Genomic DNA, 12,613 nt, shown 5'->3' with positions numbered 1-12,613 from the left:
GCAGTAGATGACTGATTTGAAAATGCGCTTGTATCAAGCTTTTTTCAACTCTAGTCATCCTTGCCGGGGCGGGACTACGAAATCTTTTTATTCAAATTAGATTTCTGTCCCGCTCCCTCAAATAATGTTCTAACTTAGAACGGTAAATTCATGCCTTTAAGCATATTCTGCATTTGAGCACGTTTACCTTTTTTACCTTTGCCTCCACTAGTAAATTGTTTCATCATCTTCTTCATTTCATTAAACTGTTTCATCAAGCGATTGACTTCTTGTAGCGTACGACCTGAACCCTTAGCTATTCTTTTCTTACGGGATACATTGAGTATCGCTGGATTCTCTCTCTCTGTAGGAGTCATAGATTGAATGATAGCTTTAATATGGTCGATTTGTTTTTCGCTCATATTAAGATTATCTAGACCCTTCATTTTATTCATTCCAGGAATCATCTTCATAATATCATCTAAGGGACCTAAATTCTTAACTTGATCTAACTGTTCCAGGAAATCCTCTAAAGTAAATTGTGATGTACGCATTTTTTTCTCTAGATCTTTAGCTTTATCTTCATCCACATCTTGTTGCGCTTTCTCAATAAGACTCAATACATCTCCCATACCTAGTATACGGGAAGCCATTCGTTCAGGATGGAAGGGTTCTAAGCCATCTAACTTCTCGCTCATACCAACAAATTTAATAGGCTTTTGTGTTACCGAACGTATTGATAACGCTGCCCCGCCACGCGTATCACCATCAAGCTTAGTGAGCGTGACTGAGGAGACGTCTAACTGACTATCAAACGACTCAGCCACGTTAACCGCGTCTTGACCTGTCATTGCATCGACCACTAGCATAATCTCATCTGGCTTGGAAATCTCCTTGACTTCTTCAAGCTCATTCATTAAAGCCTCATCAACATGTAAGCGTCCAGCAGTATCAATAATAACAAAATCTAAATGCTCGTCTTTCGCATGCTTTATAGCATTGTCAACGATCTCTTGAGGTTGTACTTGGTCACCTTGACTATAAACCGGTATATCCAATTGTTTACCAACGGTTTCAAGCTGATCGATAGCTGCAGGACGGTAGATATCGGCAGCTACTAAAAGTGGTTTCTTATTGTATTTCTTTCTCATGAGTAGCGCCAGCTTACCAGCAGTTGTGGTCTTACCTGCGCCTTGGAGACCTACCATCATGACTACAGTAGGCGGTTTATTTGCCATCTTAATTGTTGCATTTTCTCCACCCATGAGTTGCGTGAGCTCATCTTGTACTATCTTAATAACTTGTTGCCCTGGAGTTAATGATTTCATTACATCTGAACCTAGGGCGCGATCTGATACGGTCTTGACGAAGTTCTTAACTACTTTAAAGTTAACGTCGGCCTCCAGTAAAGCTAACCTAACTTCTCGCATCATGGTTTTAATATCGGCTTCTGTAACTTTACCTTTACCACGAATCTTTTGCATCGTTTGTTGCAAGCGATCCGACAATCCTTCAAATGCCATACCAAATCCCTCCTTTATCTCTTTTATTCTAATTCTTCTAATTGTTGTATTAATTTCATAACTTTAGTCTCATCACTTATATTTAATTTAATCTTGTTATAAATCTCTTGGCGTTGCTCGAAATTATGATATAAACGTAGTTTATCTTCATAATCTTCTACTAAGTCGCCAGTTCTTCTTATGTTATCATACACTGCTTGTCGACTCACATCAAACGTCTCAGCAATCTCACTGAGGGAGTAATCTTGCAAGTAGAATAATTCTAAGTAGTTTCGTTGTTTTTCAGTCAATAATGATTGATAGAAATCAAATAGATAATTCATCCGTACCGTTTTAACTAAATCACCATTATTCATGGGTGCTACCTTCATTCTTTGCGTCATTATTCTCTAAATCGCTATCACTTGGCTCTTCGCTTTGTTCTACATCAACATTTTGCTCAATCATATCAGCAAATAAACCATATACATAGCTTTCAGGATTGAACGGTTGTAAATCGTCTAATTTTTCACCTAAACCAACGTATTTAACAGGAATATGCAACTCATTGCGTATAGCAAGTACGATACCGCCTTTCGCTGTACCATCCAATTTGGTTAACACTATCCCTGTCACGTTAGTTACATCTTTAAATGAACGAGCTTGAGAGAGTGCATTTTGACCTGTAGTAGCATCTAAACATAATAAGCTCTCATGTGGCGCATCAGGAACGGCTCTACCGATTACTCTTTTAACTTTTTCTAATTCATTCATTAAATTTGCTTTGTTCTGTAAACGTCCCGCTGTATCACAAATTAAGATGTCTGCACCTTTATTCTTGGCCGCATTAATCGCATCATACACTACTGCCGCAGGATCTGATCCTTCACTTTGACTTACAACTTCTACTCCGACACGCTCGCCCCAAACTTGTAGCTGACGTATAGCACCGGCTCTAAAAGTATCGCCTGCAGCTAACATTACTTTTTTACCTTCTGCTTGATAGCGATGCGCTAGTTTACCTATCGTTGTAGTCTTTCCTACACCATTAACACCGACCATTAGAATAACGTTTAATCGGCCGTCTTCTAAATTCATAACTTCAGAATTCTCGTCGTCTTGATGATAGATTTCAACGATCTTTTCAACGATAACTTCTCTTAATTCTTCTGTTTCTTGTATATTGCGGCGACGTGCTTCATCACGAAGTTCGTCCACGAGTTCCATTACGGTATTAAAACCAACGTCAGCTGTTATGAGCATTTCTTCCAACGCTTCGAAGAATTCTTCATCTACTTTACGATAACGTGCGATGAGATTATTAAGTTGTTCTTGGAAATTTTGACGTGATTTTTCAAGACCTGCTTTAAACTTCGCACCTAATTTTTGAGCTTCTATTTCTTCGAAGTCCTCAATGGAAATTAATCCATCATCATCAAAGTCTGCCTCACTTAATTTCTTGGGTTTTTCTTTGGATTCAGATTCTTCTCCTTTAGAAGGAGTGAGGGTATCCTCTTCAATGTCTGATTCGCCTGAGGAAGCTTCATCATTAAGTTTGTCTAGTTCTTGTTTTTCCTTATCTTGCCCCGTAAATTTATCCTTTAGTTTTTTAAAAAAACTCATCTTTTATCCTCCTCCATAACCTCGTCTAGTGTATTTAAATTGACGCTTACTAACTTAGACACGCCTGACTCTTGCATAGTAACACCATACAATCTATCAGAATATTCCATAGTCCCCTTACGATGTGTAATAACGATAAATTGCGTATCTGAAGATAATTGTTTCAAATATCGCGCATAACGTATGACATTCGCTTCATCTAGTGCTGCTTCAACCTCGTCTAAAATAACAAACGGTGCCGATCTAACTTTTAAGATGGCAAAAAGTAACGCGATAGCACTCAAGGCACGCTCTCCACCACTTAGTAACGTCAAGTTTTGTAACTTCTTACCTGGTGGTTGAACCACAATATCAACGCCAGCTCGTAAGTAATCATCTTCAGTCAACCGTAATTCGGCATTCCCGCCACCGAACAGAGACTTGAAGACTTCTGTAAAATAGCCTTGAACAGCGTGGAAAGTCGCTTTAAAGCGATCTTTAACTTCTTGATCCATTTCTTGAATAATCTGTTCTAAAGTCGCTTTAGCTTCTCTTAAATCAGTGCGTTGCTCATCTAAAAATGTATAGCGTGAATTCAATTCTTCAAATTGCTCGATTGCATTCAGATTCACAGGACCAAGTTCATCAATAGACATTTTAGTTAATTTAACCTTTTTCCGCAGGACATCTATATCTTCATCTGACTCATACGTTGTCTTAGCATACTCGTATGTTATATGATAGTCTTCACTTAAATGATCGAGTGCATGACTAATTAACACATCTAAGCGTGATTGTTCTGATTTGATGTCTTGATAATGGTTTTGAATGGATAGAATATCGCGGTGTATATCTTGAAGTCCTTCATCTGTTTCTTCAATTGTGTCATTTAGCTTTGTCCGTTTTGACTTAACATCTTCTAACGTTTGATTTAAGTCCAGTTTCTCCTTGTGCTTCTCTCCTATACGTTGGTTAATCTGATCAAAAGCTTGCTGACCTGAGTGCTCTTCGGAATTAAAGAACTCTATTTTCTCGAGCAAGCTTTTAAGCTGATGTTCAGTGTTCGAAATTTGTTTATCTAGTTTTTCACTGAGTTGCTTTTGAGTTTTGATTCTTTCCTTTATCACAGCTAAGTCTGACCGTCTTTGATGGAGCTGTTGCTGAATTTGATTAGAATTCTCCTTACCATCTTTAGATAGCTGAGTGTACCGCTGTATATCTTCTTCGAGGCGCTTTAATCGCTGTTTAATTGTATCTAAGTTAGATCTTTTTTGTTTTAAAGTTTCTTTACTCTTCTCACTTTCGTATCCATCATTTCTCTCGAATTGAAACTCTTCATGTTCTTCTTCAAGCTGAGATTTCGTACCTTTTAAACTTTCGAGCGCTAAATCTATTTCATGTAAATGCTGTTTGACTTCATTATAACGTTGACTAGCGTTGAAATACTGTTCGCTCAACTCATTCGCCCGTTCGTTTAGTCCCTGATATTGCTTTTCAAACTCTAATGTTTGTTGTTGGTATTGGCTTAGCTGCGCTTTCATTTGAGCTAATTCATTTTTTTGGGTAAGTACACTTTTCGTTTTACGGTCACCACCGCCTGCCATTGAACCACCAGGATTTACAATATCGCCTTCTAAAGTGACGATTCGAGTACGATAACGAATACGACGTGCTAATTCATTTGCTTGCTTTAAACTATTAACTATAATCGTAGTGCCAAGTAGATTGTCTACAATATGTTGATACGATCTATCTACCTTTATTCCGTCAGAAGCAATAGTTATAAATCCTTCGTTACTCTGTGCTGTTTCTCGTATATCGAGCGATAGCGAAGGCGATTTGATCACATTAAGCGGTAAGAAAGTCGCTCTACCTAGACCGTTTTGTTTTAAATATTGTATAGCTAAACGACCCTCTTTTTCAGAGGTAACCACTACATGTTGACTAGCAGCGCCTAAAGCGGTATCTATCGCTTTGGTAAGATGTGAAGGTACTTGGATTAATTCTGCAACCGCACCGTGAATACCTGACAATTGCTTACCACTGGCTTGAAGTATATGCTTTACTCCATTAAAAAAGAAATTATACTCTTCGTTTTGAGTATTCAAACTATCGATACGAGACTTCAATTTCTCATTATATCGATAAGCTTTATGCAACTTGTCCTGATAGTTATTTTGATCTCTCTTTATGTTAGAAACGTCGCGTTCATAAGACTGTATTTGATGTTCTATCTTGTTGAGTTCTCGTTGCGTGCGCTCACGATTTTTCTCTTTTTCTGTTATCTTTTCGTCAGTCTCTTGAAGTGCTTTGAAAGCTTCACCGAGTCTTGAATCTAAGCGCAATTGCTTATTTTCATTCTCTTGAATCGTGTGTTCTAAAAATCGTATATCGTTATTAACATCAGATTGCTCAGACATCAGTGCATAATAATTATTTTTCAATTCTTCAAGCTTTTCTTCATGGTCTTCATTTGAAATTCCTTGATCATTTTCTAGCCCTTGAATCGATTGATTTAATTCTTTTTGCTTAAGTTTTAATTTTTTTATTTCATTCTCTGCTTCTTTTTGCTCTTTATGAAGCTGGGCTTTTTGCTCTTCTAAGTTTTCTTGTTCTTCTTCGAAACGAGCATTGGTCTCTGACTGGTTTTTTTGCCTTTCTTTTAACACGTTAAGTTGACCCTGATACTTTTCGAGTTCTTCTGTAGCCTGCACAAGTTGATCATTAAGTGACTCAATCTGTTGATCATAATTTTGACGCTCAAATTTATATTTATTTAAAGCATGAGTTTGTTGGACTTTTTCAGCTTCTTTATTTTCTTGGGTACTCTTTAACGTATTGAGTTGATTATCAAGCTCGTGAACTGAATTATTGTAGCTTTCAATATCATGGACAGTAACAAGAATGTCACTTTTTTCCAGATCGGCAGCCAAATATTGATATTCTTTTGCTATAGCCGCCTCTTCTTTCAAAGGCTCTACTCGATCTTCAAGATCATACAAGATGTCTTCAACACGCGTGAGATTATCTTCAGTCTGTGCTAATTTTTGAACTGATGCTTCTTTTCTTTTTTTATACTTTAACACGCCAGCAGACTCTTCTATAATTTGACGTCTATCCACGGGCTTAGCATTTAATATTTCATCAACTCTACCTTGAGATATGATGCTAAATGCTTCTTTTCCTAAGCCGGAGTCTAGAAATAAGTCTACAATATCTCTCAAACGAGCACGCTCATTATTTATGTAGTATTCACTCTCGCCGCTGCGGTAAAGCCTTCTCGTTACAGTGATCAATTCCGCATCATATTGTAGTTTTCCAGACGTATTATCTAGCTTTAATTGAACTTCAGCATAATTCTGCGCGTTGCGATGTTCAGCACCTGAGAAGATAACATCTTCCATTCTAGAGCCACGAAGCGACTTAGCAGATTGCTCACCTAGAACCCATTTAATCGCATCAGTTATATTACTCTTTCCGCTACCATTTGGACCTACAATAGCGGTAACACCGTTATCAAATTGTACATCGGTACGATCGGCAAATGATTTAAAGCCCACTGCGTCTATCGATTTTAAATATACCATGCTTAACTCCTTATATTTCAACTCTAAGTATAGGTTCGTGAACTACTCACCACTAAGCTCAACCTAACGATGCTTATCGCTTGAAGTGGGAGCTTCTCGGGAATAGAGCGTACTTGTAAGTGTATGTCTTTACTCACAGCGGTTGCTCTTATTGACCAAGCTATCCCCATAGTTCCTATGGTTCTTAATTCTCTTTATGTAGAACGCTGTAGTCGTAGACCATACGGTCCTAACCAAAAGACCTAGCGAAGAACGTTTCTTGCTCTTCAGTTGGATGGATTCTAAATTGATATGCTTTACGTCGTTCCATGAGCTAATTTCCTCATTATTTGTGATTATGCCCTTGATTGTGAGTATATTATTTATAAAGTCAATGGGTGCACCACCCGTTGTCAGCAGACAGAAACTGTTAGACCAAAACATTACTGTCCAAAGCAACTGCTTTACTCTTAGAAGGGAGCGGGACATTACATTATGTCCCAGCTTCTTTCTCTCTAGTCAAAGACCATTATGTCCCGTCCTCTGGCACTTTTTATAGGCATTGGTAAATTTTGTCAATGCTGTGTTCGATGTTGCTTTGAACATAATAAGCACATGACCTTTATCATGATGCCACTCAACTCTAGTGAGGTGATAAGACGCTGCCATTCTCACAACAGTCGTTTTGTTACAGCATAGAACCGACAAGCTTTACGTGTCGGTGCTCGAGTTACCAACAGTAATCCTCATACTGAACTGCATACATCATTTACATATAGAGGAGAGACGATTTCTCTCTGAAGTAAGTTAAATTTCTTTTAAGTGATTAAATGCGCTCTCCGCGGCTTTTTGTTCAGATTCTTTCTTCGTCTTACCTTGCCCCTTTGCTACAGCTTTACCTTCTAGCAATACTTCTGAAGTAAACAGACGGTGGTGTGCTGGTCCTTCTTCTTTAATTAATCTATATGTGACGTCTCCTTTATTCTGTTGATGGATAAACTCCTGAAATTGAGTCTTAAAGTCCACCACGCCTTGCAATTCGTTATCTTCCACATACGGGAATATGACTTGTTGTGCAAATTTCCATACTTTGTCTAGTCCTTGATCAAGATATAACGCTCCTACGAATGCTTCGAAAGCATCTGATACGAGTGAAGGCCGGGTTCTTCCTCCTGTCTTCTCTTCTCCTTTACCTAACAATATAAGTTGATTCAACTGAATTTTATTCGCAAATATTACAAGTGAAGGCTCACAAACTATTGTAGCTCTCATCTTAGTTAAATTACCCTCTGGTAATTCAGGGTATTTATCAAATAAATAGCGTGATACCGTCAGTTCTAATACTGCGTCTCCTAAAAATTCTAAACGCTCATTGTGTTCTAAACGATCCATATTAAAGTCATTGATAAAACTAGAATGTGAGAATGCTTGTTGGTAAAGTTCGACATTTCCAAACGGAAGATCCAATTCCTTCATTTTACTATCAAAGTGGTTTCTAAATTCATCTATCATCTGTTCTTTAGTGTACTTCGACAAATCGCTTGATGCCTCCTTAATATTTAACTATACAACCTCAATCTTACGTGAATTATATACAAAACAAAAGAAAAACACGATGACCGATTGTATTAATATTTAACAATAAACCTTCGCATAAAAAATCTGAGCCGAAGCGCTTCAACGACTCAGATACCGATATATTATTTTTCAAGGCTGTTAATGTACTTAACAGCGTCACCAACAGTGTTGATTTTTTCTGCTTCTTCATCTGGAATTTCAGTACCAAACTCGTCTTCTAATTCCATTACTAATTCAGCAATATCAAGTGAGTCAGCGCCTAAATCATCTTTGAAAGATGCATCTTCAGTTACTTTATCAGCATCAACACCTAAACGGTCAACGATGATATCTTTTACTTTATCGAAGTTTTCCACGTCGAGTCACCTCCTTTTAAAGCTAACATATAGACCTTATTATTTTCCCATTTTATGCTGTGAAATACAAGTGAAATTTCGCAGGTCTTTCACTTTATGCTCGTGTTTCAAACTCTTTCATCTCACAGATATAATGACTTCAAAAACATTACATGTACATGCCGCCATTAACATGAATAGTTTGACCAGTGATATACTTCGCCTTATCTGAAGCTAAGAAAGTGACTGTATCAGCAATATCTTGATCTTCGCCAAAGCGTTTTAATGGAATTTGATCAAGCATTTGTTCCTTTAGTTCATCACTTAAAGCATCTGTCATGTCCGAAACTATGAAGCCAGGTGCAACAGCATTGACTGTAATATTTCGTGAAGCAAGTTCACGAGCAGTTGATTTTGTTAAACCAACAACACCTGCTTTTGTAGCAACATAGTTCGCTTGGCCTGGGTTACCTACTGAACCTACGACACTAGATAGATTTATGATAGAACCGCTTTTTTGTCTTAACATTTGTGGTGTAACCTTTTGGATACAATTGAAGACACCTTTGAGATTGGTATCAATGACGTCATCCCATTCGTGCTCTTTCATGCGCATGAGCAAATTATCTCGAGTAATGCCTGCATTATTAACTAAGACGTCTATCGAACCAAACTGACTAACTACTTCTTTAATCATAGCTTTAACTTCATCAGGATTTGCAACATTCGTTTGAATAGCAAAGCTGTCGACACCTTTAGCTTTAATCTCTTCAACTACTGCTTCTGCTTTATCTTTATTCCCAGCATAATTTACAGCAACGTTGTAGCCTTCTTCTGCAAACTGTAGTGCTATACTACGACCAATTCCTCGTGAAGCTCCAGTTACTAACACGTTTTTACTCATCTTCATTCCATCCTTTCAGGTCTTCAAGATTTTGAATAGACGTTAGTTTCACGCTGCGATCAATTTTCTTAATTAGACCAGACAGTACTTTTCCTGGGCCAATTTCAATAAAATGATCAACACCTTGATCGATTAACCATTGTGTAGACTTAACAAATTCTACCGGTGAATACAGCTGTTTAATCATATTGTCTTTGATTACTGCTGCATCAGTTTCACCAGCTGCATGAACATTTTGAACTACTGGAAATTGAGCATCATGCCAATCAAACTTATCAATATAATTAGCAAAATCTTTCTCAATCACTTGCATCAGTGAGGAATGGAAAGGACCTGAAACCGGCAAAGGCATAACGCGTTTGGCTCCAAGAGCTTTCCCTTCGGAAGAGAGTTTATCGATAAGCGATTTATGACCTGAAACTACTATTTGACCGGGAGAATTGATATTAGCCGGTTCGATGATTTCTTCATCATTAGAAAGATCATCACATATCTCTTTAACTTTGTCATAATCCAGTCCTAATACTGCAGCCATTCCACCTACATTATTAGGAAATGCGTCAGCCATTAACTGTCCACGCTTTCTAACTATTTTGACTGCATCTTCAAAGGAGAGTACACCGCTCGCAACTAAACTCGAATACTCTCCCAAACTATGTCCCATAGTGTAGTCGGCATTAATATCTTCTAACGCCTCAAATAGAGCTATACTATGTGCTACTAAAGCAGGCTGAGTATTCTCTGTTTGATTTAACTTACCTTCAGAATCAGTAAACATTGTTTCTAATAAATCAAAGTCTAATACGCGCTGAGCTTGTTCAAGTACAGCTGTAGAACTTTCCTTCTCTTGATATAAGTCTTGCGCCATTCCTACTTTTTGTGATCCTTGACCTGGAAATATAATCGCAGTTTTACCCATCATTACTCACCAACCGTTTCTCTCATAGTTTCTACAATTCGCTCTTCTACTGCTATCTTAGCTTGTCTGATTGCAGAGTAAAATGCCTTAGCACTTGAACTGCCATGTGCTTTTACCACTATACCGTCTAAGCCTAGTAATACAGAGCCTCCGTACTCTGCATAGTCCATTTTAGTTTGGACTTCTTGAAGGTCTTTTTTAATGAGCAAACCAGCAATCTTGTTTTTAAAGCTGCTCAGTAAGGTTTCTTTAAACATTTTACCAATCGATTTGGCTGTACCTTCTAAATTTTTTAAAATCATATTTCCGGTATAGCCGTCTGTCACAACCACATCCGCTGCATCCTCCATGAGACTTTTGGCTTCAACGTTACCAGCAAAATTAAATTCACTTTGCTCAGACATTAGATGATAAGCGTTCTTAGTTAAAGAATTGCCTTTGGCAGCTTCAGTTCCGATATTCAGCAGCCCAATGGATGGGTTAGCGATTCTTCTGAATTTTTGTGCATAGATATGGCCTAGTTGTGCGTACTGCAATAGATGTTCTGCTTTGGCGTCTGCATTAGCACCTACATCCATAAACACGAATCCTTTACCAGAAGTAGTAGGAAGTGTTACTACAAGCGCTGGACGCGCCACTCCCTTAATACGACCAACGATGAAGAGACCCGCAGACATTAATGCTCCAGTGTTACCAGCTGACACGCAACCAGCCGCTTCTCCATTTTTAACTGCCTCAGCCATACGCGCCATCGAACTATCTTTCTTTCTCTTGATCGCTCGGACCGGTTCATCATCCATAGCAATTTCTTCTGAGCAGTGACGAAATTCTATGCGTGGATGGCGAAGTGTACATTGTTCTTCATTACCAAATAGGATAACTTCTAAATCTTTAAAGTCATTAACCGCCTTACTAACTGCCTCCAAAACAATATCAGGTGCTTCATCTCCACCCATCATATCAATTGCTATTTTAACCATTCTGTTCATCCTCACTTGTGTAATACATTTTGAAAGTACCCAAAAAGACAAGGTCTTCACGGACGTATGATTTAACTTCAATAGTATAGTATTGATCACTCTTATTTATCGTACGAGCTTCAGCTCTTACGGTTTCATTTAATCTCACTTTATGTATGAATTTCACTTCACTAGATTGGGTTAAGACGATAGGTTGATGAATTAAAGCTACACATAGAGAATTCGCTTGAGCAAACAGTACATGCCCTCTAGCAATTTGATTTCGAGTAAATACTGACTCTTCATTGACATGAATAATTGATGTAGCATGTTCGTTAGGAGAGACATCAATAACATCTCCTATAATTTCGCTACCTTCAATCGAACGAATGCGATCGTAATTTTTTTCTGCCACTTGCTGTATTCTTTTTCTTAATTCAGGAATCTCTAAATGTGTACGATCTAATCTGATCGTTTGAATACTCACTTCAAATTGTGTACTTAATTCATAATCAGTAACAAAAGGGTTACTCTCAATCTCTTTACGAATAGCGTGACGACGCGCTGTCTTTTTTAGCTTTGGCATTATGTTCACCCTTTTTAGTACCTAGTCTTAACATTCCTAACATATCATAACACTTTCTGTTTAGTTAGCTCAACAAATAAAGTATATATATTTCGAGTATAAAGTTCTGCTGTGGAATTGAAACAGTATTTGATATCAACTTATAAAATGGTAAATCTGGCTATTTAACCTAGCGAGTCTAACACTTTCATCGCTTAAAAATTCAGCAGTAAGAGAGGTTTAGACATAAAGATTCTGAGCTGTGAGAAATCGAATAACGGCATCCCAACATCAGGATTGTCGCCAGACACGCTCATGATTCGGGAGCGGGACAGAAATCTAATTTGAATAAAAAGATTTTGTCGTCCCGCCCCGGCAAGGATGACTAGAATTGGAAAAAACTTGATGCAAGCGCATTTTCAAATCAGTCATCTACTGCCGAGATGTTGAAGGGAGCGGGACAGAAATCTAATTTGAACAAAAAATTTCGTAGTCCCGCCCCGGCAAGGATGACTAGAATTGAAAAAAGCTTGATACAAGCGCATTTTCAAATCAGTCATCTACTGCCAAGGTGTTGAAGAGGCTGGGACATAAATCCCAGAAAAAATAGCACTCAGATGATTTATTTCATTTCATCTGAGTGCTTCTTCATATTCCATACTTCGTATTATTGGCTCGCTTTCCTAGGGTGCCGTCTCAGCCTC

11 protein-coding genes and 1 pseudogene are annotated in these 12,613 nt (G+C 38.0%); all 12 read right to left on the bottom strand.

The window, feature by feature from the left end; genetic code table 11:
* Window positions 1-134: 134 nt before the first annotated feature.
* Window positions 135-1,502: a signal recognition particle protein gene (ffh, locus tag N9R04_RS08720; protein WP_262856395.1), complete on the bottom strand. Its 1,368-nt coding sequence runs from the start codon at window positions 1,500-1,502 to the stop codon at window positions 135-137.
* Window positions 1,503-1,525: 23 nt separating this feature from the next.
* Window positions 1,526-1,858 carry a putative DNA-binding protein gene (locus tag N9R04_RS08715; protein WP_262856394.1) on the bottom strand — a complete coding sequence of 111 codons (333 nt, stop codon included), beginning with the start codon at window positions 1,856-1,858 and terminating at the stop codon, window positions 1,526-1,528.
* Window positions 1,851-3,104, bottom strand: coding sequence for a signal recognition particle-docking protein FtsY (ftsY, locus tag N9R04_RS08710; protein ID WP_262856393.1), 1,254 nt, complete (start codon window positions 3,102-3,104; stop codon window positions 1,851-1,853). The genes N9R04_RS08715 and ftsY overlap by 8 nt, the downstream gene beginning before the upstream one ends.
* On the bottom strand, window positions 3,101-6,670 hold the full coding sequence (gene smc / locus N9R04_RS08705; protein ID WP_262856392.1) for a chromosome segregation protein SMC: 3,570 nt from the start codon (window positions 6,668-6,670) through the stop codon (window positions 3,101-3,103). Before smc ends, ftsY begins: the two co-directional genes overlap by 4 nt.
* A 229-nt stretch (window positions 6,671-6,899) precedes the next feature.
* Complete coding sequence (locus tag N9R04_RS08700; RefSeq protein ID WP_262856466.1) at window positions 6,900-6,980, bottom strand: helix-turn-helix domain-containing protein; 81 nt, start codon at window positions 6,978-6,980, stop codon at window positions 6,900-6,902.
* A gap of 15 nt (window positions 6,981-6,995) precedes the next feature.
* A pseudogene (locus N9R04_RS08695) lies at window positions 6,996-7,336 on the bottom strand (transposase); the annotation flags it as partial.
* A 120-nt stretch (window positions 7,337-7,456) separates the two neighbouring features.
* A complete protein-coding gene (rnc, locus tag N9R04_RS08690; RefSeq protein ID WP_373316350.1) occupies window positions 7,457-8,161 on the bottom strand; it encodes a ribonuclease III in 705 nt (234 codons plus the stop codon).
* 188 nt (window positions 8,162-8,349) lie between these two features.
* Window positions 8,350-8,583 (bottom strand): acyl carrier protein, encoded by a 234-nt coding sequence (locus N9R04_RS08685; protein ID WP_001830184.1) that lies wholly within the window; start codon window positions 8,581-8,583, stop codon window positions 8,350-8,352.
* Between the two features lie 148 nt (window positions 8,584-8,731).
* Window positions 8,732-9,466, bottom strand: a complete 735-nt coding sequence (gene fabG / locus N9R04_RS08680; protein WP_262856390.1) for a 3-oxoacyl-[acyl-carrier-protein] reductase — start codon at window positions 9,464-9,466, stop codon at window positions 8,732-8,734.
* Window positions 9,459-10,385, bottom strand: a complete 927-nt coding sequence (fabD, locus tag N9R04_RS08675; protein WP_262856389.1) for an ACP S-malonyltransferase — start codon at window positions 10,383-10,385, stop codon at window positions 9,459-9,461. Before fabD ends, fabG begins: the two co-directional genes overlap by 8 nt.
* Window positions 10,386-10,387: 2 nt before the next feature.
* A complete protein-coding gene (plsX, locus tag N9R04_RS08670) occupies window positions 10,388-11,365 on the bottom strand; it encodes a phosphate acyltransferase PlsX (protein ID WP_262856388.1) in 978 nt (325 codons plus the stop codon).
* On the bottom strand, window positions 11,358-11,930 hold the full coding sequence (fapR, locus tag N9R04_RS08665) for a transcription factor FapR (protein ID WP_262856387.1): 573 nt from the start codon (window positions 11,928-11,930) through the stop codon (window positions 11,358-11,360). Before fapR ends, plsX begins: the two co-directional genes overlap by 8 nt.
* Between the last annotated feature and the right edge of the window lie 683 nt (window positions 11,931-12,613).

It is taken from the genome of Staphylococcus marylandisciuri (assembly GCF_025519785.1).
GTDB classification, from domain to species: domain Bacteria; phylum Bacillota; class Bacilli; order Staphylococcales; family Staphylococcaceae; genus Staphylococcus; species Staphylococcus marylandisciuri.
The sequence above is the reverse complement of the archived record's forward strand: the minus strand, read 5'-3'. Positions and strand labels throughout refer to the sequence as shown.

Coding starts and splice junctions, on each gene's coding strand:
- ffh (WP_262856395.1), bottom strand. CDS start 1,502: ATGGCATTTGAAGGATTGTCGGATCGCTTGCAACAAACGATGCAAAAG.
- N9R04_RS08715 (WP_262856394.1), bottom strand. CDS start 1,858: ATGAATAATGGTGATTTAGTTAAAACGGTACGGATGAATTATCTATTT.
- ftsY (WP_262856393.1), bottom strand. CDS start 3,104: ATGAGTTTTTTTAAAAAACTAAAGGATAAATTTACGGGGCAAGATAAG.
- smc (WP_262856392.1), bottom strand. CDS start 6,670: ATGGTATATTTAAAATCGATAGACGCAGTGGGCTTTAAATCATTTGCC.
- N9R04_RS08700 (WP_262856466.1), bottom strand. CDS start 6,980: ATGGAACGACGTAAAGCATATCAATTTAGAATCCATCCAACTGAAGAG.
- rnc (WP_373316350.1), bottom strand. CDS start 8,161: ATGATAGATGAATTTAGAAACCACTTTGATAGTAAAATGAAGGAATTG.
- fabG (WP_262856390.1), bottom strand. CDS start 9,466: ATGAGTAAAAACGTGTTAGTAACTGGAGCTTCACGAGGAATTGGTCGT.
- fabD (WP_262856389.1), bottom strand. CDS start 10,385: ATGGGTAAAACTGCGATTATATTTCCAGGTCAAGGATCACAAAAAGTA.
- plsX (WP_262856388.1), bottom strand. CDS start 11,365: ATGGTTAAAATAGCAATTGATATGATGGGTGGAGATGAAGCACCTGAT.
- fapR (WP_262856387.1), bottom strand. CDS start 11,930: ATGCCAAAGCTAAAAAAGACAGCGCGTCGTCACGCTATTCGTAAAGAG.